We start from the raw sequence: 21163 nt of genomic DNA on the forward strand, positions 1-21163 counted from the left end.
GCCCCGGCCCGACGGGTGCAGGGCGAGGAGCGGGGCCGCACCCAGCAGGTGCTGCGCCGTCACAGGAGGGACGCGACCTGACCCTCGCGCCGACTTCGCTCCGCCGCGAAGACCATCGTGTGGCTTTCGAGCGTCTCCAGAGGGCCACTCAGGATCAGACTGGGATCCCCGGCGGCCACGGCGGCCAGGAATGCCCGCACGAGCCCGTCGTCTCCCCCACCGTGGGTGGACAGGTCATACGTGCCCTCCTCGGCGGCGGTGTCGATGGTCTGGGTACGCTCCGTCAGGAAATCGTAGATCTGGATGGTGCGGCTGTCGGTGACGAGTTCCCCCCGGGTGCCGAAGATGTGGGTCTCCCGGCCACGCATGCGGTTGAACCCGGTCATGGTGAAGCTGGCCGTGATGCCCCCGGCGAACTCGAGATTGACCACCTGATGGTCTACGACGTCGTTGTCACAGGCGTACACGCAGCGGCCATACGGCCCGTTCCGGAGCGCGGCGGTCACGGTCTCGACCGTCGGACGCTCGGTGAGGACGTTGACCGGCCAGCCGGTGCCGCCGGCGGCGACCTGCCCGAGATACAGGCGGGTGGCGGAGTACGGGCAGGCCTGCTCGACCTCCGGCGGGCACGTCACGCAGCGGTCGGCGGCGCCGGGCGGCTGGTTCTCGCGTCGGAAGTGCTTCAGGCTGCCGAACGACGACACGCGCTCGCACGGCTGGCCCACCACGTAACGCAGCCAGTCGAGGTCGTGGCAGGACTTGGCGAGCAACATGGGGCTGCTCTGCGCCTCCTTGCGCCAGTGTCCGCGCACGTAGGAGTGCGCCTGATGCCAGAAGCCGACCGGTTCGAGATGCTGGAGGCTGACGATCTCGCCCACTGCGCCCGACGCCAGTAGCCGCTTGAGCGCCCGGGTGTGCGGCGTGTACCGCAGCACATGGCAGACCCCGAAGATCACGCCGGCCCGCGTGACCGCCTCGACGATGGCGCGGCACTCCGCCTCCGTGGGGGCCATGGGTTTCTCGAGCAGGATGTGGTAGCCGCGTTCGGCGGCACGCTGCGCGGGGGCGACGTGCAGGTGATCTGGGGTGGTGATGAACACGGCGTCCGCCCGGCGGGGGGCGTTCAGGGCGTCGTGCCATGAGGCGTGGACGGCCTCCGGGGACAGCCCATGCAGCTGCGCGAAGTGCGCGCGCCGCGCCGCCTCCGGTTCCGCGATACCGACGACCCGACCCTCCTGCGGGTGGCGGCGCAGGTAGTCGGCGTAGGTGCGGCCGCGGCTGCCGGCACCAATCACAAGCACCGTGACAGGCGGCTGGGAGCGCGTCATACGGGCCCTCTCGGCGCGGCCGGCACCACCCACGCGCGGGCCGGGTGCGCGTAGGCGAGGGCCGCAGCACCCAGGGCGTCCAGGGAGGCGTGCGGGGCCAGCCAGGCGTATTCGGCGGTGATGGGCCGCTGGCACTGCGCGCCGGGCACCGGGTACGGCGGGCCGGCCTGACTGGGCCGCTCGGGCAGGTCGTCGCGGGACAGCCAGCCGACCGCGCGCACGAGGGTGAGACTCAGGCCGCCCAGGTGCCCGTACTCACTCAGGCCGCGGGCCGCCACGCCCCAATAGCCGTCGCCGCACGGCTTCGCAGCCCAGTGGGCCAGAGGATGCTGATCCGTGGGTTGATCGGCCCACGCCGCAGTGTCCGGCCCGGGGAGACGTTCGGGACGGAACACCACCACGTCGGCGCTGTCGGCATGGCTGCCCTCGCCGGTGCCCGGGAAGTGCACGCGCAGGCGGTGGTCCTCGGCCGCGTTGACGAACGTGGTGCGGAACTCCAGGTGGGCGGCGTCGGCCCACAGGATCACCTGGGTGGTGACGGTCATGCGAACCGTCCCGGCGCTGCGCTGGGCGCGGCCCGGCGCGAGCCGGCCGGGCACCGTGAGGTCGTAGGTGAGGTCGAGTCGGGTGCCGGCCGCCCCAAGCGGGGCCGTGGTGCTCGCGACCAGAACCGGCGTGAGCACCGGGCCGTCCACCACGCTGAAGGTGTACGTGTCGCCGCGATCCCCGACGTCCTGGAGGGCATGCAGACCACCCCAGACGCGGCCGCTCGCGAGATCGGTCACGGCGAGCGTGCCGGCCGCAGGCTCCACGTCGACCCGGAGGCGGCCGTTGTCCATGGCGTGGGTGCCCGGCAGCGGGGAGGCGGTGACAATAGTCAGGGGCAGGGCCTGCACGCGCTGCGGCGCCACGAGTGCGGCGGCCACGGTGGCCTCGGTGCGGTGGACGCGCAGCTCCACGGTTCTGACCTCCCGGTCAATGGCGTCGTTCAGCATCGCCTCGACCGGGGGGCAGTCCGGGTGCGTGGCCCCCTCGTCCACCTCGGCGGTGAGGTGATCCCCGTCGACCGTCCAGGCGAGCGTCCGGATGGGATGCCGGTCATGCAGCTGCTCGAGCCACTCGGGCAGGGCGCTGACCGGGCCCGCCAGGGTACTAACGAGGGCAGAGTGCACGTGGGTAAGCGTGACCGGTCGGTTCCCCAGCAGGAGGCCGGCGCTGGCTGCCTCCGCACGGGTGAGCAGGGCGCGCAGCTGCACCCTGGGCGCGCCCTGCGGGTTCAGGACGAGGACGTGCCCGGCGTGGGGGCCGCCGGCGAGGCGGGTCAGGGCCTCGTGCTCGAGTTCCTCGGCAATCCCCTCGGCCTGCTGGGAGCGCACGTCCATCTCGTCGTGCACGTCGTCCACGCTGCACCCGCAGATGCTGTCGTGCGGGTGGTTGCGGATCAGCAGCGTCCACGCCCGGCGCAGGAAGGCGGGGGCCGGCGCGGGGCCGGTGGCGGCCGCAAGCTCCAGCAGCGGCTCGGTGCTGAAGCGCAGGCGGTCATCCAGCGCGAAGTTGCGCTGCTTGAGGTACAGCCGTGCGGAGAGCGTGCCGCTCAGGAGCGGGTGGAACTCCCCGCTGCGCAGCTCGCCACGGTACGTCGGCAGTTCCGGCTGCGCCGCCCGCACCGCCTGCACGTACCGCTGGTGGTCGGAGAACACGAACGGCGCGCCGAGCCCGGCGATCAGGGTCGGCACGCTGCGCTGGGGGCGGCTGTGGTCGGAACCGAGTTGGACGAGCAGTTCCGGGCTGTTGGCCTCGGCCTGCAGGGCCGCGACCGCCCGCTGCAGCTGCGTGGTCGCGGCCGGGGCTGCCTCGGCGAGCGTCATGCCGTACCCGATCGGCTCGCGGTGCGCGAGGACGGTCTCGCCGCCCGGCGCCGTCCACCAGAACAGGTCGCCCAGCGCGTTGACGGCGGCGGACGTGCCGCGCGTGAAGATCGCCGCGTCCACGCCCTCGCCCCGGAGCAGGGCGGGCAGGGCCGCCAGGTGCCCGAAGGCGTCGGGCAGGTAGCCGACCATCACCGGCTCGCCGCCCAGGTCACGGACGAGCTGGCAGCCGAGCCGGAGGTTGCGGCGCAGCGCCTCGGCGCTGACGAGGAACTCATCGGGCTGCACGTACCACGGGCCGGCGCGCAGGCGGCCGCCCTGCAGGAAGCGGCGCAGGTCGCCCTCCCGTTCCGGACGAATCTGCAGGTAGTCCTCGAGGACGATGGCCTGGCCGTCCAGCGTGAAGGTGTAGGTCTCGTGCTCCTCGAGCAGCGAGAGCACGGCGTCGATGGTCTGCACCAGCCGGAAGCGGAACCGCTCGGCGCTCAGGTACCACTCCCGATCCCAGTGGGACGTGCACACCACGTGCACGCGTTCGGCGCCGGTCACGGCCACACCACGCCGCTCAGGGCGCGCACGCTGCGCGCCGCCCCGGCGTCCGTCACATGATCCGGCCAGCGCCCACGGGCGAGGGCCACGTGCTCTGGCGGGGTGGGGATGGTGACCTCCGCGCGGTGGTACGCGGCTGCGCGAACCGGCACCTCCCCGCGCAGCGGCCCCTCGAACGGGCACTCGAACAGCACGTCGCGGCCCGCGTACACGGTGAAGGTGCCGCCCGGCGGACCGCTGACGTCGTAGTGCAGCTGCCCGCCGTGCGAGCTCAGGTCGATCAGGGGTCCGGCGGGCTGCTCGCTGACGCACGTCCGGCCGGCCAGGATGCCGGCGTACAGGTCACCCCCGTAGGCGCTGGCGGCGCGGATCCAGGTGGTGGGCGAGCCCACCTGCAGTTCGGGCGGCGTGGGATCGGGCCATCCGGCGGCCTGGTGCCGGTCGCTGCCGCCCACCGGGGGAACGCGGTGACCACGGTCGAGCAGGGTGAGCCACTTCTCGCGCGCGATCCAGTTCAGGGTCAGCCACGGGCCGTTCCATACCTCGAAGGCGTCGAACTGATCTTCAAAGCCCCAGGCCCAGTCGCAGCTGGGACAGGTGGGCGACGGGTGGGCCAACACGGTCAGCAGCCGATCCTTCGCGGCGCGGCGCAGCACTTCCTGCACCTGTGCCGGCGTGGTCAGCCGGAACTCCAGCAGGGGCGCACGGCCGTGCGCCACGAAATGCCCGCGGTAGGTGGTGACCTCCTGCGCCGGCAGCAGGATGGGATCGTGCAGGTGCGCATGGTGCGTGACGGTGTTGTGGTCGGCGACCGCCACGAAGTCCAGCCCCCGGTCCCGCGCCGCGGCTGCCAGGGTCGCCGGGCGGCCGTGGGCGTCGGAATGCCACGTGTGGGCGTGCAGGTCGCCCCGGTACCAGCGCAGGGAGCCCTCCGGGTGGAAGTGCACCGTCACGCGCACATCGGCGCCTTCGGGGGGGATGTGGTACAGCCCGAGCAACACGGCGATGCCGGCGCGCAGAGCCCCCGGCTGGTACCCGGGCGTGGCGTCGGTCGGGGTCACGGTGAAGGCGCGCCGGGCGCCGCCACTCCAGCCGCGCACGCCCGCGGCGTCGGCGAGCCCGAGGTCGACGGTGGCGCTGTCCGGCGTGACCTCCTGCGTCACCGTGAGGCCGCGCGTGCCGGGCGGCACGGTGAGGGGCAGCAGCGGGTACGGCTGCGTGGCCGCGTCCTGCGGCGTGTAGTGGCGGTCGATCACCACCGGCCCGAAGTCCAGGGTCGTCACAGGCGCTTCCCCTCCTCGTCGAACAGAGACGTCCGGTTCCAGTCGGGCCGCAGCGCCACAACCGCCTCCGCAGGCACCTCGGCCTCGCCGTGGAGGCGCACCGCGATCAGGGTGTCTGCCACCTGAACCATCACGATGGTCTCCACGCCGAGGAGTTCCACCGCGACCACGTCGCCGCGCAGTTCACCCGCCGGATCCAGCGCGAGGTGCTCGGGCCGGACGCCGAGGGACAGTATCCGGCCCGCCAGGGCGCCCAGGTCATGCGGCGGCGTGAGCGTCAGGGCGCCGCAGCGCAGGGTGCCGCCCGGCTGCACCTGGACGCTCAGGAGGTTCATGGGTGGACTGCCGATGAAGCCCGCCACGAAGGTCGTCGCCGGGTTCCGGTACACGTCCAGCGGGCGACCCACCTGCTGCACGACGCCGCCCTGCATCACGGCCATGCGATCGGCCAGGGCCATGGCCTCCACCTGGTCGTGCGTGACGTACACGATGGTCATGCCCAGCTCGCGCTGCAGGCGCTTGAGGTACGCGCGCGCCTCGAGGCGCAGTTTCGCGTCGAGGTTCGACAGCGGCTCGTCGAAGAGGAACACGTCGGCGGGGTGCACCACGGCGCGCGACACCGCAGCGCGCTGCTGCTGCCCACCGGACAGCTGACCGGGGCGGCGGTCGAGCAGCGCCGCGAGCTGCAGTTGCCCGGCCACCTCATCGACCCGGCGCCGGTACTCGGGGCCGCGCACGCCGCGCACCTTGAGCGGATACCCGATGTTGTCCCGGACCGTCATGTGCGGGTACAGCGCGTAATCCTGGAAGACCATGCCGACGTTGCGCTCCGCTGCGGGGAGGGCCGTCACGTCGCGGCCGCCGATGCTGATGCGTCCGGCGGTGGGGGCTTCGAGGCCCGCGATCATCCGCATGGTGGTGGTCTTGCCGCAGCCGGACGGCCCGAGCAGCGCGAAGAACTCGCCGTCCTGCACCATTAGGTTCATCGCCTGCACGGCGGCGGCGGCGCCGAAGCGCTTCTCGAGGCCCTGCAGGGTCAGTTCAGCCATGACGCGCCGCACTCCTCATCTCGGTGGTGTGTCACCCTTTGATTCCTCCAAAAAACCGGAAGCCGTACTTCCAGTTGACCCACAGGTAGAGCAGCAGCACGGGAAGCACGTACAGGAACGAGTACGCGGACACCAGCGTCAGCACCGGCTGGCCGTTGTCGTTGTAGAACTGGTACGCCTGCACGCTGGCGGGCAGGTTGCGGTTGCTGCGCAGCAGGATATACGGCGTCAGGAAGCTGCCCCACACGCCCACGAAGGCCCACACGCCCACGACCATCAGGCCGGGGCGGATCAGCGGCACGATCACCTGCGGCAGGTACTGCCACGGCCGCGCGCCGCACACCGCCGCGCTCTCCTCGTAACTGCGCGGCAGGCCGTTCACGAAGTCCAGCAGCAGGAAGATGGCGGTGGGCAGCAGGCCGCCGCTCATGACCAGGATCACGCCCAGCTGCGTGTCGATCAGGCCCATCTTCAGGATGATGTTGTAGATGGGCACCATGGCCACGGTGCCGCCGATCACCGAGGAGAACATCAGCAGCAGCGCCGTGAAGACCCGCGCGCCGGGAATCCGGGCGCGCGACAGGGCATACGCGGCGAGCGCCGCGACCGCCGTGGTGAGCAGCATGCTGCCGGTCGCCTGCAGGGCGCTGTTGAGCAGCCCCGTGACCGCGTCGTGGTTGGCGAGCACCTGCCGGAAATTGCTGAGGGTGGGCGGCTGGGGCCACGCGGTCTCCAGGGTGGCCCGGGCGTTGAACGGCGCCGTGAGGAGCCACAGGGTCGGCAGGGCAAACAGCGCGGCCAGCACGGCCGTCACGAAGACGAAGCCCAGGCGGGCCGCGACGTCACGCCCGCGCATCGCGGGCCCCCCGACGGGACGCGAGCAGGTACGCGCCGGTGAGCACGAGGTTGAGCAGCATCACGACCATCGCGATGGACGTGCCCAGGCCCCAGTCCCCGAACTTGAAGGCCACCCGGTAGGTGTGGATGGCCACGATGTCGGTCTTGTTCAGCGGGCCGCCACCCGTGATCAGGAACGGCCCGAAGGTGTTGAACGTCCAGATGGTGATGAGCACCAGGGCGGAGAGGAGCTGCGCCTGGATGGACGGCAGGATGATGTCCCGCAGCTGCTGCGTGAAGCGGGCGCCGCTGACCGACGCGACTTCCAGGTAGGAGGGGGGGATGCCCTCGAGCGCCGCGGAGAACAGCAGCATGGAAAAGGCCGTGCCGCGCCAGATGTTGAACAGGATGATCGCCGTGAGGGGATGGTCGAGCGTCCAGTCGGGCCGGCCCAGGTGCAGCGCGCCGAGCACCGCGTTGAGCAGCCCGAAATCCCGGTCGAGGAACGACAGCCATCCGAAGGCGATCGGGACGTCCGGAAGGATCCAGCACAGCGTCACCAGCGTGAACACGACCTCGCGCCACACGCCGCGCCGACGGAAGAACAGCAGCGCGAGCAGCAGCCCCAGGCCCACCTGACCGGCCAGCGATCCGAGTACGAACACGCCGGTGATGACGAGCGAGTACCCCATGCCGCCCGGCAGCCACGTCGCCTGGTCGAACATCCGCGCGTAGTTCGCGAGGCCCACGAACTGCGCCTGGCCACCCAGCAGGCTCTGGTTGGTGAAGCTCACGGCCACGATCCACGCGAACGGCACCAGCAGGAACAGCGTGACGAGCGCCAGGGCGGGGAGCAGGAAGCCCACGCCGAGCGGCACGCCCAGCAGGGCCGGCGGCCGGGCGGGCCGCGGGCCAGGCGTGGGCTCCGCCGCGGCGCTCACTTCACCTCGGTGACGTTCCCCGCGCCGACGATCTGCGTGACGGCGGTCGCGTACGCGTCCATTGCCTGTTGCGGCGTCATCTGGCCGCTCACGACACGCTCGGTCATCAGCTGGGCCTGCTCACTGACCTTGGTATAGGCCGGGAGCATCGGCCGGGTCACGGTGATGGGCAGCAGCGTGGTCGCCATGTACTGCATGGTCTTGTCGCCGGGAATGCCGACGTCCTTGCGGATCCGCAGGCGGGCCTCCAGTTTCTGGTAGGCGTCCAGGGCGGGCTTGCCGCTCATGGTGGACAGCAGCGCCCACGCTTCCTGCGGGTGCTTGGTGTTGGGGTTGATGAGGTACCCGGTTCCACCGGAGATGGTGACGTAGTTCTGCTTGCGGATGCCCGCACCCGGCGCCTTGGCAGGCATGCGCGCGAAGCCGACGACGTCATCGCGGTTTTTCAGGCCACTCGGATCGTTGGGGTTGAGCACGGATCTCCACAGGTAGTCGCCCTCGGTCACCATGGCGAGATTGCCTTCCGCGAAGGCCTTGAAGCTCAGGTCACGGCCCGTGGGAATCAGCTGCCAGCGCACGTCGCCGAGCTTGTCGTCCACGTAGAGGGTCTTGTAGAAGTTCAGCGTGTCGAGGATGCCCGGCGAGCGGACGATCCACTTCTGCTGGGCCTGGTCGTACATCTGGGTGCCGGTGCCCAGGAGCAGCATGTCGTACCCCTGCATGGTGGTCGCCTCGCCCATGGCGGTGCCGGCATTGATCTGCAGCGGCGTCACGCCGGGCAGGGCCTTGAGTTTGCGCGCGGCGCTCAGCACGTCGTTCCAGCTGGTCGGCGTCCACGGCACCGGCAGGCCCGCTTTCTTGAACAGGTCGGTGCGGTAGTACAGGCCGCGCACATCGGTGCCGGAACCGATCCCGTAGAGCTTGCCCTGATACCCGAGCATGCCCTGCAGGCCTGACGGAATCTGCTCCCAGCCGTCCCAGGCGGTCGCGTTCTTGCCGACCACGACGTCCAGCGGCTTGATCAGGCCGGCCTGCACGAATTCCGGCACCCAGAAGCCGTCGAAGGACAGGATGTCCGCGCCGCGGCCGGCCTTCAGGTCCAGGGCGTACTGCTGCTTGGTGGCCTCGGCGTCGTTGGAGGTGTTCTGGAAGGTGACCGCGATGGTCTTGCCCTGCGCGGCCAGGGCCTTGTTGGTCGCCGGGATGACCGTCTGCGTGAACCACTGCTGGGCGAGGGCATTGAGCCCCGTGAAGGTCAGGGTGACGGTTTCGGCGGACGCGGCGGTGGACAGGGTGAGGGCAGCGAGCAGGGCAGCGTGACGCATGGTGTTCCTCCGAAGTCGAGGTGACAACCTCACGGGCGGGCGGGCGAACGGACGGCCAGCGGACGGTCAGGACAGTGATCTCAGGACGGTGAGCGCTGTGTGGAACGTCTGGGAATCAGGCGGTGCGGCACCACGGTGAGGAGCGGCGGGCCCGGTGCAGGCAGTACATGGATGGAGCGCAGCTGCTGCGTCGCGGCTACCTGCCCAAGCCGTCTCGCGTCGAAGTCGATGGAGGTCACCTCAGGGTCGAGATACGGGGACAGGTCATTGCCCATGCCGACCACGCCGATCTCCGGGGCCGTGAGGCCGGCCCGTTTCAGGGCCCTCAGGACGCCGGGCAGCAGCGCGTCGTCAGTGACTACGACGCTGTCATGGCCGTCCTCAAGGGCGCGGTCACAGGCGGCCATGGCGCCGGCCATGTCGCGGCAGTCGAACAGGCCCGCGCCCGTCGCCCCCGCGTTCAGCCCTGCGAAGCGGTCGGCGGTGAAGGTCAGTTCCAGCGGCCCGAGCAGAGCGGGCCGATGGTACCCCTGGGCACGCAGATGCGCGGCGATGTCCCGCCCGACGGCGACGTTGTCGGAGTCCACCCGTTCGCCCCACGGGGAGTCGTAGCGGCCCACGACCAGCAGGGGAGCGCCCGCCGCCTCGAACAGGCCGTAGGCGCCGGCCTCAGCGGGGTTCAGGAGCATGAACGCATCGGCGCTGCCGTCGCGCAGATGCGGCTCCAGGGCCTGGAAGTCACCGTCACGCAGGAACGACAGCGTCACGCGGTACTGGTGCGCGGAGGCAACTTCGGTGGCCCCGGCGAGGAAGTCGGTGAGGAAGCGGTTGGGGCTGTCGTGCTCGTCATGGGCGCACACCAGGTGCAACGTGAAACTGCGCCGGGCGGAGAGATTACGGGCGCTGAAGCTGGGCGTGTATCCGACCTCGCGGCAGTACGCGGTGACGCGTTCCCGCGTGAGGGTGTTCACGCGAGCGTCTCCCTTGAGGGCCAGCGAGACGGTGGCGGGCGAGACGCTGAGATGTCCTGCAATGTCACGGATCTTCATAGAAACCCCGCTGCAGTTAGCATGTTTAAATCGGTTTAAACAACGGTACCATACCGGCGCCGCGTCATGGCGAAGTCAGCGCCCTTGATGGAGTGGATCGCACCTGTACCGACCTCGCCGGGCGTACCACTTCTCCAGTAAGGCGAACCGTTCAAATTCGCTCGCTCTCCAGGCGACAGCCCGCAATGGGCGTCCCACCACTTCACCGTTGTAGAGGGTGCCTGCGGCCCGTATGACCGCGGCAATGGGGTCGCGCGCCCCTACTGAGGTGGCCTGGCGCCGATGGCGGCTGTGGTGTGGCTCGCGCCTTCTACAGCGCACCTGGCCCGGCTGTCGCCGGCGGCCGTCCTGGGCAGCAACTTTGACGTGGAGCCCGTCGCGCAGGTGCTCGGCACGCCACTGCTGGATACCGTAGCCGCCTGGAAGGAACTGGAGGGCGCGCAGGTGATGCGCGGCTCGGGCTTCGAGCACGATCTGGTGGCCGACGCGGTGCTCGCGGCGATGCCCAGCGCCGTCCCGCAACTGCTGCGCAGCACGGCGGCCCGCGCGCTCACCGCCCACCATGTGCCACCAGCCCGTATTACCCGGCACTGGCACGCGGGTGGGGACGTGCGCGAGGCCGCGCCGCAGTTCGCCCGCGTGGCCGAACACGCCCGCGACACCTTCCGTTTCGGCGAGGCTGCGCAGTATGCCCACGATGCCGCTGACGCTTACCTTCGAGCCGGTCAGCCGGAACGGGCCGCGCAACTCCAGAACTTGGCCGACGCACCGCTCGCCTGACTGCACTTCGGATCACCGATCAACCCCTCGTCAGCCCAACCATCGCGCCGATAGTGGCGGCCCCCTCTGAAGGAGGACGTCGATCTCGCCGTGTGGCTCCGTCGGGCTAAGGATCAACGGTCGCGCCGCTGGCGATCTGGAACGACTGTTCGTCGAGCAGCGTGTCCTCGTTCGCCGGGTGGCCATTTTGCTTCCGATCCAAGCCGGGAAGGCGATCAGCTGTGGCGCCGGGGCCGCACGCTAAGCCGCTCCTGCCCCTGTACGGAGGTCCACACCGCCTGGGTCTCCGCACCGGGCGCGCTGAAATACCCGAGCCGCTCGGAAATGTCGTGTCCGATGGCGAGGACGACCTGCAGCAACCCTGCCCGCTGTTCAGCAGGACGCTCCAGGGGCAGGCTGACACAGGCGGTGGCGATGACCTCGCCGTTGTGGTTCCGGACGCCCGCCGCGGCCGACCAGGACAGACCATCCTCATACACGCTGTGGCCGTCTTGGAGCACCTGCTCCAGAACCCGCAAGGCCTCCTCAGCACGATCTGCCGGCAGGGCAGCTTCCGTGAGCACACGTTTGACCACATTCCATGGCCGATGCGCCAGCAGCAGCCGCCCGCTGGCACTCTCCAGAGCCGGCAGCACAGCGCCCACGTCCGGCAGGATCACGCTGTCCGCATACTGACCGGCAAATCGGGCGACGACAACCACCTGACCCCCATCGAACGCCGCCAGATGCAACGCCTCGGCATGCCGCTGGGACTCAGCGGAGAGCACCTCCCTGGATACGTCGCGCCACGGCGTGTTGGAGAGGAGAATCTGACTCAGGGCGAGCAGCTTGAAGCCCAGGCGGTACCGGCCCGCAACCGTTCGGTGGAGAAGTCCCATGTGCGTCAGGGACGTCATCAACAGGTGGGCGCTTGAGGCTGGAATATCTAGGCGCCGGGCGACCTCCGTGACGCCCCATTCCGGAGAGCGGGTGGAGTACAGATCCAGCACCCGACGGGCCTTCTCGAACGTCCCCAGCATGAACCATCAGCATAGAGTCAAACCTTGCGACGCTGGGTTCAATCGTCCAGGGCATCGACGAAGGGTGCCTCGGTCGTGGCCCTGACCTCCTCCAGGGTGCTGCCCGGCATCACTTCGATCAGCGTGAGCTGCCCCTGTCGGAACGCAAACACAGCCTTGTCGGTGATCACCAGGTTCACCGCGCCGCGGGCCGTCAGTGGCAACGTGCACGCCGAAACGACTTTCGGCGTGCCATCCGGATCGGTGTGCGTCATCAGCACGATCAACCGCCTCGCGCCCGACGCCAGATCCATTGCCCCCCCCACCCCCAGCAGCGGTTTGCCCGGCACCGCCCAGTTGGCCAGATTCGCGTGGGCATCGACCTGCAGGCCACCCATCACGGCCACGTCCACGTGGCCGCCCCGGATCATCCCGAAACTCTCGGCCGAATCGAAGTAACTCGCCCCCGGCAGCGCCGTCACCGGACTCTTCCCCGCATTTACCGGGTAGTCGAGGGCGCCGCCGTCCTGCGGGGCCGGTCCCACGCCCAGCATGCCGTTCTCGGTGTGCAGGTCGAGCCCCAGGTCGGGGGTCATCAGGTCGGCGACCAGCGTGGGAATGCCGATGCCGAGGTTCACGACGTCACCGGGATGGAGTTCGGCCATGGCCCGTCGGGCCATGGCCAGGCGGGCCTCATCCACCTTCCTGGCACTGCCCTTCACATCGGCGCTGCTGCCGAGGTCGTCCACGGTCAGGGTGGCCTGCACCAGGTTATCGACGTACAGGCCCGGGGTATGGACGTGCTCCGGGGGGATCGTCCCGACCGGGACGATCTCCTCGACCTCGGCGATCACGAGGTCGGCGGCGGTCGCCATCGCACGGTTGAAGTTCTGTTCGGTCAGGCGGTACTGCAGGTTGCCGGCGGTGTCCGCCCGCCACGCGCGGATGAAGGCCACGTCCCCGCGCAACGCGGGGACGAACACCATCTCCCGTCCGTTCAGCACCCGCACATCGGCCTCGCCCGCAATCACGGTGCCAGCGGCCGTGGGCGTGTAGAAGCCGCCGATCCCGGCTCCGCCCGCCCGCAGCGCTTCGGCCAGCGTGCCCTGGGGGATCAGCTGCACCTCCAGGCGGCCGTCCTGGGCCGCCTGCACCGCCTCGCGGTTGGACGTGAAGAACGACCCGATGGCCTTGTTGAGCTGCCCGTTGCGGAGGAGCCGCCCGCCACTGAGTCCGGGTTCCCCGACGTTGTTCCCCACGAAGGTCAAGGCTCGCACCGAGGTCTCCGCCAACGCGTGCACCAGATGAACCGGGGTGCCCGTCATTCCAAAGCCCCCGACCAGCAAGGTCTGGCCGGATGTGACCAGCGCCGCGGCCTGCTCGGCGGTGAGGATCGGCACCTCTCTCATGCCCTGATCCGCTCCATGATCGTCGCCTCACTTGTGGTCATCTGTGCTCCTGAGCCGCCAGCTCGCGGACGTGGACGTAGTGGTCGAGCGCCCGCTGGATAAGTTCAGCGCTGACGCCCAAGGTGTGGGCTTCCGTGACTCTGGCCCAGTCGATGTCTGAACCGCGGGAGCCGAGTTGATCGCGCACAAGGGTGACAAGGTGGCCCGCGCCGCCTGCAGCCCGGCTGGCAGCGGATCGCACGAGTTGCTGGGCCTCGGCTCGGGGCATCACCTGGGCCAGCATGAAGCTCAGCGACTCGGCGAGCATCAGGCCGTTGGAGGCGGCCAGGTTCTGCGACATGCGCTCGGCCCGCACCTCCAGGCCGGAGAGCAGGCGGGCCGAGTGGGCCAGGGCCGCACCGGTCAGGCCGAGCAGTTGCGGCACGACCAGCCACTCGACCTGCCAGCCGTGCGTGCCGCGCTCGTGCTCCTGCACGCCGCTGCGTGCGGAGGCGGCGAGCAGGCCGGCGCTGGTGCTGGCCGCTGCCAGGATCAGTTCTGCTGTGATGGGATTCTGTTTCTGGGGCATGGTGCTGCTGCCGCCACCCCCGCCGCCCTCGCCCACTTCGCCCACCTCGCTCTGCGAGAGCAGGATGACGTCCTGGGCGAACTTGCCGAGACTGGTGCACACGCCGGTGAGCCATGCGCTCAGCTCCAGCACCGTGTCGCGCTGGGCATGCCAGGGGGTCGGGGGCACGCTCAGGGACAGCTCGTCGGCCAGGGCCTGCGCCACGTCCAGCCCACGCTGACCCAGCGCCGCCAGGGTGCCCGCCGCGCCACCGAAGCTGACGGCGTACAGCCGCCCCTCCAGTTCAGCGAGCCGTTCCAGGTGTCGGGTGAGCGGCGTGAGCCACCCGGCAGCCTTGAGGCCGAAAGTGATGGGGAGCGCGTTCTGGGCATGGGTGCGCCCGGGCATCAGCGTGGCCGCGTGGCTCTGGCCCAGCCCGGCGAGGTGGTCTCCCACCTCCAGGAGCAGGCGCCGCAGCACAGCCAGGGCGCCGCGTGCGCCGAGCACGAAGGCCGTATCAACGATGTCCTGACTGGTGGCTCCGAAATGCAGGTGCTCGCGGGCCTCGGGCGGGAGGGCCGGCCGCAGCTGGGCGAGGAGGGCAGGCACGGGAACGCCGTCTTGCAGCAGGCCAGCGCTCAGCCGCGCCAGATCCGGCTCGAAGTCGGTGGCCAGGGCGGTGATCGCCTCGGCGGAGGCCAGTGGGATCAGGCCCAGCCGCGCCTGTGCACGGGCCAGGGCCGCCTCCACGTCCAGCAACCGCTGCAGGTAGGCGTGATCGGTGTACAGGGCCGCCACCTCGGGCTGGGCGAACATCTGGCCGAAGAGTTCGGAATCCATCGGGGTCAGCGGCACGCTGGACTCCCTTTGACTGGAACGGCGCGCCGCCTCATGGCGTGAAGAACACGGTCTCGCCCTCACCCTGCATGCGCAGATCGAACGCGTAGGTGACGCCCGCGGGCAGTTCCTGGCGCCGGGCGATCAGGGTGGAGCGGCGCGCTTCGGGCACGGCGGCCAGCAGCGGATCGGTGCGGTTGTCCTCGTCGCTGAAGTACACGGCGGTGTAGAGATGGGTGAGGAGGCCGCGCATGCCCACCCACAGCCACAATTTGGGCGCCCCACCGGATACGGCGCCGGGCTTGATGGTGTGCACCTCGTAGCGGGCCTCCGGTGTGCGGGTGTGCGTGCGCGCGAAGCCTGTGAACACCGCGTCCGGCCCGTGGACATACTGCCCGAACGCGTCGGCCTGCCACACCTCGATCAGGGCGTCGGGAATCACCACGCCGTCACCGTCGAAGACCTGCCCGGTCAGGCGGATGCGCTCACCGGGAACGCCGCCGGCCTCCGCGCTGAAGGGATCCACCGTGACGTGTCCCACCGCACTCTGGTGGCCCTGGAAGCCGTGGATCAGGCCCTGGTGGAAGTACGGCCCCACCGTCTGGCTGGGTGACGGGCCAAAGGCATCCGCGGGAATATTGGAGGTCTCGGGCAGCAGGACAGGCCGCTCAGTCGTCATGGTCGGGCTCCTCGAAGGGGGTCGCGGCGCTGCCCCCCAGCACGATGTCGAAGCGGTAGCCCAGTGCCCAGCCCGGTTGCGTGAGACTCAGGTCGAAGGCGCTGACCAGACGGGCGCGGCCCTTCTCGTCCGGGATGCCCTGGTAGATGGGATCGTGGGCCAGCAGCGGATCGCCGGGGAAGTACATCTGGCTCACCAGCCGCTCGCTGAAATTCGTGCCGAACACGCTGAAGTGGATGTGGGCAGGCCGCCACGCGTTGGGATGGTTGCCCCAGGGGTACGGGCCGGGCCGGATCGAAACCAGGTCGTACTCGCCGCGGTCGTCGGTGAGCATGCGGGCGGTACCGGTGAAGTTGGGATCCAGCGGCGCGTCGTGGCGATCGTGCTGGTGGACGTAGCGTCCGGCGGCGTTGGCCTGCCACGTCTCGATCAGGGCGCCCCGGATCGGCCGCCCAGACGAATCCAGCAGCCGTCCGCGCACGGTGATGCGTTCACCCAGCGGCTCCCCGTTCACCCGGGCGTTGCGGGTGGTGTCGAAGTCGTCGGAGCGCAGCAGCCCCCGGCCGAAGACGGGACCGCCGTGATCGCGCAGGGCGTCCGGGAGCGGCATCAGGAGTTCGTGCGGAGCGCGCTTCACGCTGCTGGTGTACGGCGGATAGAGGTGTGGCGGATGCGGCGACCCGGTGGATGTCTGGGCGGTGGGGTCGGCGGAGTGGGTCACGGCTCCTCCCTGAGGACGGCCTTGGCGATGGCGAAGGCGCGGTTGGCGACCGGCACGCCCGCGTACACCGCGACGTGCATGAACACCTCGCGCAGGTCGTCTGGCGTGACACCGGTGTTGAGGGTGGCCCGCACGTGCAGCTCCAGCTCGTGCTCGCGCGGGAGGGCGGTCAGGATCGCCAGCGTCAGCAGGTGGCGGGTGCGGGTGTCCAGGTGTCCTCGGGACCACGGGCCGCCCCACGCGTACTCGGTGATGAACTGCTGGAAGTCCCGGTCGAGGTCGGTGGCCTGCGCGGTGGCCCGGTCGACGTGCGCCGCCCCCAGCACCTGCCGGCGCACGGCCATCCCCCGCTCCAACCGGGACTGCCCGGGCTGCAGGAAGGTAAGCAGCCGCTCTGCCACCGCCTGCGGCTGCTCGACCATCGGCAGGTGGGCGGCGCCCGCGATCAGCCCGAACTCCGCCCCGAGCTGGTGGGCCAGGGCGCGGCAGGCGTCCGGCGGAGTGGACACGTCCTCCTCCCCACACAGGAGCAGGGTGGGCGCTGTCAGCGCGGTGATCCGATCCGTTAGGTCGGCGTCGCGCAGGGCCGCGCAGCTCCCCAGGTAGCCGGTCGGCGGCGTGCGGGCCAGCAGGGTGGTGTACCCGTGGGCGTCCTCCGCGTGGGTGGCGAAGTAGCCAGGCGCGAACCAGCGCCGGGTCAGCTCCGGGGCCAGCGCCGCCAGGCCGTGTTCCTGCACCTGCGCCTTGCGTTCGGTCCAGCTGGCCACGCTCCCGATCCGCGGCAGGGTGTCCAGCAGTGCCAGCCGCCCGACGCGCTCCGGATGCGTCAGGGCGAAGGCCTGGGCCACGAGCCCCCCCAGGGAGCAGCCGGCCAGCGACACCGTCCCCAGCCCCAGGACATCCAGCAGGCCGGCCAGGTCGGCCACATGATCGGCCAGCGTGTACTCACCGTCCGGGGCGTCGCTGAGGCCCTGACCGCGCAGGTCATAGCGGATGATCTGGAAACCGGCGGCCAGGTGGCCGGCCACGTCATCCCAGACGCGCAGGTCGCTGCCGAGGGGATTGAGGAACACCAGCGGCGGCGCGGCGGCCGCGCCGGAACGCTGGACGTGCAGGGTCAGGGTGGAGGTGGGGACGAAAGGCACAGGACTCCTTGGGCTGAACCGGGCGGCGCCGCGCGGGCGGAGGCGTGATGCACAACGGGCTGGGCTCCAGTGTCCGGTCTGACCCCGGTGGTGACAAGCCGGCCATTCAGCATTCCTGAATGCCTGGCTTGTCCCGGCCGAATACGCGACGCACAGTGAAGGACGCCCCGACCCGGCGCCAGCCAGACTGGCCACCACTCCATCCATCATCCGTGCCACAGGAGTTGCATGACCCACCCCACCCGCACCCAGGTCGTGATCGTCGGCGCCGGCCCCGCCGGCCTGTTTCTGGCCCATCTGCTGCACCGCCAGGGCATCGAGAGCGTCATCCTGGACATTCGCACCCGCGAGGAGATCGAGCAGACCATCCGGGCCGGGGTCCTTGAGCAGTGGACGGCCGACCTCATGCGCGACCTGGGCCTGGGCGAGCGCCTCGACCGGGAGGCCCACGTCCACAGCGGGATCAGCCTCCAGTACGGCCGCGAGCGCTGTCATCTCGACCTGGAAGAGCTGACCGGCGGCAAACGCGTCACCGTCTATCCCCAGCACGAGGTGCTGCGTGACCTCATCGCCGGCCACGTTGAGCAGGGCGGGCAGATCCACTTCGGGGTTCAGGACGTCGATCTGAGCCGCGCGACCGACGACCGCCCGCAGGTGACGTTCCGGCGCCGCGCAGGGAGTCCCCCGGAGACGCTCGAGGGCAACTTCGTGGTCGGCTGTGACGGATCCCAGGGCCACAGCCGTCAGTACATCGAGGGCCGTATCGAGTACCACAAGCTCTACCCCTTCGGCTGGCTGGGCATCCTGGTGGAAGCGCCGCCCTCGTACCACGAACTGGTCTATGCCCGCCACGAGCGGGGCTTCGCGCTGCTCAGCACCCGCTCGGACACGGTACAGCGCATGTACATCCAGTGCGAACCGACTGAGGACATCGCTGCGTATCCCGACGAGCGCATCTGGCAGGAACTGCAGACCCGACTTGCCATGGACGGCTGGCAGCTTACCGAGGGGCGCATCTTCCAGAAGGGAGTGGTAGGACTGCGCAGCTTCGTGACCGACCGCATGCAGCGCGGCCCGCTGTTCATCGCCGGCGACGCCGCACACATCGTGCCGCCGACCGGCGCGAAAGGCCTGAACCTCGCCGTGGCCGACGCCGTGTACCTGTTCCGGGGCCTCGAGCAGCACTACGCCGGCGGCGGGCGTGCCCGGCTGGACGCCTACACCGACACCTGCCTGCGCCGCGTGTGGCGGGCCGAGCGCTTCAGCTGGTACATGACGACCCTGCTGCACGTGAACCCCGAGGAGAACGCCTTCGAGCAGCGCATCCACATGGCCGACCTGGAGTACGTGACCTCCTCACGCGCGGCGGCGACGGCCCTAGCCGAGAACTACGTGGGGTTGCCGCTGGACGGCTGAACTGGATCGGCGCCCTGCACACAAACAAGGCACGCAAGTCTTCCTGACGCAGGCTCACAAAGGAAAAACCCCCTCTAGGAGGGAGTTTGTCTGGTGTGCCCGAAGGGATTCGAACCCCTGGCCTTCTGATCCGTAGTCAGACGCTCTATCCAGCTGAGCTACGGGCACATCGGTACTGCTCGGGTGGTGCGTGGCGGAGAGAGCGAGATTCGAACTCGCGGTAGAGAATAACCCCTACGAGCGTTTAGCAAACGCTTGGTTTAAGCCGCTCACCCATCTCTCCAGTCAGGAGCACCGTGTTGTCATCTGGCGAGGGGTGAGGGATTCGAACCCCCGGTAGGTTGCCCTACTACGGTTTTCAAGACCGTTGCCTTCAACCACTCGGCCAACCCCCCAGGTCTGGCGGGCGCACGACAGCAAAGGGGCTGCGGAAGTGCGAAGGGAAGTATAGGCACGACCCCTGATGTTGTCAACGCTTGCGCCTGACCGCGCAGGTGATGGCTGCAAGCACGAGCAACAGCCAGGGGAATGGCCTTGCCTGCGGTACTTTTCCGCTCAGGAGGGCACTCAGGGCGAGTTCGTGCGCGGTGCGGGACGGTGTACTCAGGGTGGTGGCGGACAGCGTCAGATCCGCGTGGAGGACGGCGGTGAGGTAGGCATTCTCGCGCGGGTGGCCGCTGTGCGCGGCGAGCTGCTGGCCCACGCGTCGCAGGTGTTCGGCGTTGCCGTCGTCGACCCAGGGGGCCAGCGCCAGAAACCCGGGCCGGGGGGTGGTCATGACGTAGCTGCGCGGCTGCAGCGCTTCCCGTGGGGGGCCGGTAATGGCACTCTGCCCGTCGAAGGTCAGGTCAAGGAGGTTGCCGACCACCATGGGGTTCACGGCGTAGCGGATCACGCCGCCGCGGGCGGTGACAGCCCAGCTGGAGTCCAGCCAGGCCTGCGGCTGGTCGCGAATCTCGTCCGGGTCGGGGGGAAGGCCGTCCGGGCCAGTCCAGGGGGCCCCGTTTGCGTCGGGTTGCAGCATGATCGTGCAGCCCTGCGCGTCCAGGCGCCCGATGATGTCTGGCCGGAAGGCGTCGAGGCTGATGGCGACGCCCAAGTCGCCGACCGGCGTGGGAAACACCCGCAGTTCGTCAAGCTGGCCGGGTGTGAGGTCGACCCCGCCGGCCTCCTCGGACGGGGTGAGATGCACCTTGTCCGTTGCGCCGATCAGGGTGCCGTCCGGCGCGAGGAGCACGGTCTGGTTGGTCAGCGTCCCCGGTTCGCGCCGCAGCCGGCGGCCCTCCAGGCGGTAGCGGGGCGTGGGGGCCGAACCGCAGCACAGGTACACGCCGTACTCGCGGGCCAGGTCACGGCAGGTGTGCAGGTACAGGCGCAGGTTCGCGTCGCTGTCCGCGAGTTGCAGGGCCCGCACGGGCGACACGCGCTCACGCAGCAGCACCGGCAGGGTGCGGGGCAGACGGGCCAGGAACAGGGCGCCCGCCACCCGCTCGAAGGTTCGCAGGCCCAGGGCCCAGCGGCCGCCGCGCAGCACCAGGGGCAGGCCGTTGAGTTCCGTCAGGACGACCAGCGTCGGGCGATCCCCGGCCAGGTGGGGGCGGGCGGCCTCCAACTGAGCGCGCATCCAGGCGCGAAAGGCGGCGGCGGACGTGAAGTCCGTGGCGTGCCACTTGGGCTGCACGGCGATCACGCGGAACGTTCGGGAGGACATCCCGGTCAGGGTAGCGGGCCACGCATGAAATCATGACCGTATGTCCGGGCCCACCTTCATGCTTCTGGGAGACGCGGCGCTCGTGGTGGGCACGTCCCTGGCGCGGGAACTGCACGCCGACCTGAGGGCGCGGCCCCTGCCGGGCGTGCGTGAGAGCGTGCCGGCCCTGAACGTGCTGACGGTGCTGTTCGACCCGCTGCACCCTGACTGCAATGCACTGGAGGACGCTCTGCGGGCGAGACTCGCCGGCCTGCACCCCAGAGCGCAGGGTGGGGGACGGACACTGGTCGTCCCGGTGACCTTCGGGACGGACGTGGGGCCGGATCTGGCGTGGTGTGCGGCGCACACGCAGCGCACCGAGGCGGAGTTCATCGCGGCGCTGTGCGGCCTGACGCTGGAGGTAGCGTTCCTGGGCTTCACGCCGGGCTTCGCGTTCCTGACCGGCCTGCCGCAGGAGCTGCGGATGCCGCGTCTGGCCGCGCCGCGCGAGCGGGTGCCGCCGGGGAGCGTGGCGTTGGGCGGCCCCTGGGCGGGCGTGTACCCACGCGCCACGCCCGGCGGCTGGCGGATCGTGGGGCACACAGCCATGAAGTTCTTCGACCTGTCCCAGCCTGAGCCGGTGCCGTGGCAGCCGGGTGACCGCGTGCGTTTCGAGGCCCTGCCGTGATTGAGGGAATGACGTGAGCGGGCA

General features: G+C 70.0%; 18 protein-coding genes and 3 tRNA genes. 3 read left to right on the forward strand and 18 right to left on the reverse strand.

Translation table 11 applies throughout. The features are described 5' to 3' along the window. Positions 1-59: 59 nt before the first annotated feature. The 8 genes from E7T09_RS11780 to E7T09_RS11810 form a co-directional block, all read right to left on the reverse strand. Entirely contained in the window at positions 60-1328 is a 1269-nt protein-coding gene (locus tag E7T09_RS11780; RefSeq protein WP_136389368.1) for a Gfo/Idh/MocA family protein, read from the reverse strand. Continuing rightward, positions 1325-3745, reverse strand: coding sequence for a hypothetical protein (locus tag E7T09_RS11785; RefSeq protein WP_168734817.1), 2421 nt, complete (start codon positions 3743-3745; stop codon positions 1325-1327). Before E7T09_RS11785 ends, E7T09_RS11780 begins: the two co-directional genes overlap by 4 nt. Next, positions 3742-5028 carry a CehA/McbA family metallohydrolase gene (locus E7T09_RS21900; RefSeq protein WP_168734818.1) on the reverse strand — a complete coding sequence of 429 codons (1287 nt, stop codon included), beginning with the start codon at positions 5026-5028 and terminating at the stop codon, positions 3742-3744. The genes E7T09_RS11785 and E7T09_RS21900 overlap by 4 nt, the downstream gene beginning before the upstream one ends. Beyond that, a complete protein-coding gene (locus E7T09_RS11790; protein ID WP_136389370.1) occupies positions 5025-6077 on the reverse strand; it encodes an ABC transporter ATP-binding protein in 1053 nt (350 codons plus the stop codon). The genes E7T09_RS21900 and E7T09_RS11790 overlap by 4 nt, the downstream gene beginning before the upstream one ends. Positions 6078-6108: 31 nt before the next feature. Next, positions 6109-6933: a carbohydrate ABC transporter permease gene (locus E7T09_RS11795; RefSeq protein WP_136389371.1), complete on the reverse strand. Its 825-nt coding sequence runs from the start codon at positions 6931-6933 to the stop codon at positions 6109-6111. After that, positions 6920-7855 (reverse strand): carbohydrate ABC transporter permease, encoded by a 936-nt coding sequence (locus tag E7T09_RS11800; protein WP_205747002.1) that lies wholly within the window; start codon positions 7853-7855, stop codon positions 6920-6922. Before E7T09_RS11800 ends, E7T09_RS11795 begins: the two co-directional genes overlap by 14 nt. Continuing rightward, the gene (locus E7T09_RS11805) at positions 7852-9180 is read right to left on the reverse strand and encodes an extracellular solute-binding protein (RefSeq protein ID WP_136389372.1); all 1329 of its coding nucleotides are present in this window, start codon (positions 9178-9180) and stop codon (positions 7852-7854) included. The genes E7T09_RS11800 and E7T09_RS11805 overlap by 4 nt, the downstream gene beginning before the upstream one ends. 80 nt (positions 9181-9260) lie before the next feature. Then, positions 9261-10229, reverse strand: coding sequence for a LacI family DNA-binding transcriptional regulator (locus tag E7T09_RS11810; protein ID WP_136389373.1), 969 nt, complete (start codon positions 10227-10229; stop codon positions 9261-9263). A gap of 282 nt (positions 10230-10511) precedes the next feature. Here E7T09_RS11810 and E7T09_RS11815 point away from each other — a divergent pair, with 282 nt between their 5' ends. Further along, positions 10512-11009: a hypothetical protein gene (locus E7T09_RS11815; RefSeq protein WP_136389374.1), complete on the forward strand. Its 498-nt coding sequence runs from the start codon at positions 10512-10514 to the stop codon at positions 11007-11009. A 215-nt stretch (positions 11010-11224) separates the two neighbouring features. On the opposite strand, the gene E7T09_RS11820 is transcribed toward E7T09_RS11815, so the two are convergent. Genes E7T09_RS11820 through pcaD form a run of 6 tightly spaced genes read right to left on the reverse strand, consistent with a single transcriptional unit; the run spans position 11225 to position 17345 of the window. Then, positions 11225-12028, reverse strand: a complete 804-nt coding sequence (locus E7T09_RS11820) for an IclR family transcriptional regulator (protein ID WP_136389375.1) — start codon at positions 12026-12028, stop codon at positions 11225-11227. 38 nt (positions 12029-12066) lie between these two features. Further along, a complete protein-coding gene (locus E7T09_RS11825; protein WP_136389376.1) occupies positions 12067-13416 on the reverse strand; it encodes a 3-oxoacid CoA-transferase in 1350 nt (449 codons plus the stop codon). Between the two features lie 37 nt (positions 13417-13453). Then, positions 13454-14818 (reverse strand): 3-carboxy-cis,cis-muconate cycloisomerase, encoded by a 1365-nt coding sequence (pcaB, locus tag E7T09_RS11830; RefSeq protein ID WP_136389377.1) that lies wholly within the window; start codon positions 14816-14818, stop codon positions 13454-13456. A 34-nt stretch (positions 14819-14852) separates the two neighbouring features. Continuing rightward, positions 14853-15479 carry a protocatechuate 3,4-dioxygenase subunit alpha gene (gene pcaG, locus E7T09_RS11835; RefSeq protein ID WP_136389378.1) on the reverse strand — a complete coding sequence of 209 codons (627 nt, stop codon included), beginning with the start codon at positions 15477-15479 and terminating at the stop codon, positions 14853-14855. Further along, positions 15469-16200: a protocatechuate 3,4-dioxygenase subunit beta gene (gene pcaH / locus E7T09_RS11840; RefSeq protein ID WP_136389379.1), complete on the reverse strand. Its 732-nt coding sequence runs from the start codon at positions 16198-16200 to the stop codon at positions 15469-15471. Before pcaH ends, pcaG begins: the two co-directional genes overlap by 11 nt. Then, positions 16197-17345: a 3-oxoadipate enol-lactonase gene (pcaD, locus tag E7T09_RS11845; protein WP_136389380.1), complete on the reverse strand. Its 1149-nt coding sequence runs from the start codon at positions 17343-17345 to the stop codon at positions 16197-16199. The genes pcaH and pcaD overlap by 4 nt, the downstream gene beginning before the upstream one ends. A 228-nt stretch (positions 17346-17573) precedes the next feature. Between pcaD and E7T09_RS11850 the strand changes: the two genes are divergently transcribed. After that, complete coding sequence (locus tag E7T09_RS11850) at positions 17574-18761, forward strand: 4-hydroxybenzoate 3-monooxygenase (protein WP_136389381.1); 1188 nt, start codon at positions 17574-17576, stop codon at positions 18759-18761. A gap of 91 nt (positions 18762-18852) precedes the next feature. Here the strand turns inward: E7T09_RS11850 and E7T09_RS11855 are convergent. From E7T09_RS11855 to E7T09_RS11870, 4 genes are all read right to left on the reverse strand, one after another. After that, positions 18853-18929: transfer RNA gene (locus E7T09_RS11855), tRNA-Arg, on the reverse strand. A 23-nt stretch (positions 18930-18952) separates the two neighbouring features. Continuing rightward, positions 18953-19044: transfer RNA gene (locus E7T09_RS11860), tRNA-Ser, on the reverse strand. Positions 19045-19068: 24 nt separating this feature from the next. Continuing rightward, positions 19069-19156: transfer RNA gene (locus tag E7T09_RS11865), tRNA-Ser, on the reverse strand. 74 nt (positions 19157-19230) lie between these two features. After that, positions 19231-20472 (reverse strand): nitrilase-related carbon-nitrogen hydrolase, encoded by a 1242-nt coding sequence (locus tag E7T09_RS11870; RefSeq protein ID WP_136389382.1) that lies wholly within the window; start codon positions 20470-20472, stop codon positions 19231-19233. Positions 20473-20512: 40 nt separating this feature from the next. Between E7T09_RS11870 and E7T09_RS11875 the strand changes: the two genes are divergently transcribed. Next, entirely contained in the window at positions 20513-21139 is a 627-nt protein-coding gene (locus E7T09_RS11875) for an allophanate hydrolase subunit 1 (protein ID WP_136389383.1), read from the forward strand. Positions 21140-21163 lie beyond the last annotated feature (24 nt).

This window comes from Deinococcus sp. KSM4-11, assembly GCF_004801415.1.
Taxonomy (GTDB): Bacteria; Deinococcota; Deinococci; order Deinococcales; family Deinococcaceae; genus Deinococcus.

Bases quoted from the DNA above. Each gene is read 5' to 3' on its own strand.
- E7T09_RS11780 (WP_136389368.1), bottom strand. From the start codon at position 1,328: ATGACGCGCTCCCAGCCGCCTGTCACGGTGCTTGTGATTGGTGCCGGC.
- E7T09_RS11790 (WP_136389370.1), bottom strand. From the start codon at position 6,077: ATGGCTGAACTGACCCTGCAGGGCCTCGAGAAGCGCTTCGGCGCCGCC.
- E7T09_RS11795 (WP_136389371.1), bottom strand. From the start codon at position 6,933: ATGCGCGGGCGTGACGTCGCGGCCCGCCTGGGCTTCGTCTTCGTGACG.
- E7T09_RS11805 (WP_136389372.1), bottom strand. From the start codon at position 9,180: ATGCGTCACGCTGCCCTGCTCGCTGCCCTCACCCTGTCCACCGCCGCG.
- E7T09_RS11810 (WP_136389373.1), bottom strand. From the start codon at position 10,229: ATGAAGATCCGTGACATTGCAGGACATCTCAGCGTCTCGCCCGCCACC.
- E7T09_RS11815 (WP_136389374.1), top strand. From the start codon at position 10,512: ATGGCGGCTGTGGTGTGGCTCGCGCCTTCTACAGCGCACCTGGCCCGG.
- E7T09_RS11820 (WP_136389375.1), bottom strand. From the start codon at position 12,028: ATGCTGGGGACGTTCGAGAAGGCCCGTCGGGTGCTGGATCTGTACTCC.
- E7T09_RS11825 (WP_136389376.1), bottom strand. From the start codon at position 13,416: ATGAGAGAGGTGCCGATCCTCACCGCCGAGCAGGCCGCGGCGCTGGTC.
- pcaG (WP_136389378.1), bottom strand. From the start codon at position 15,479: ATGACGACTGAGCGGCCTGTCCTGCTGCCCGAGACCTCCAATATTCCC.
- E7T09_RS11850 (WP_136389381.1), top strand. From the start codon at position 17,574: ATGACCCACCCCACCCGCACCCAGGTCGTGATCGTCGGCGCCGGCCCC.
- E7T09_RS11870 (WP_136389382.1), bottom strand. From the start codon at position 20,472: ATGTCCTCCCGAACGTTCCGCGTGATCGCCGTGCAGCCCAAGTGGCAC.
- E7T09_RS11875 (WP_136389383.1), top strand. From the start codon at position 20,513: ATGTCCGGGCCCACCTTCATGCTTCTGGGAGACGCGGCGCTCGTGGTG.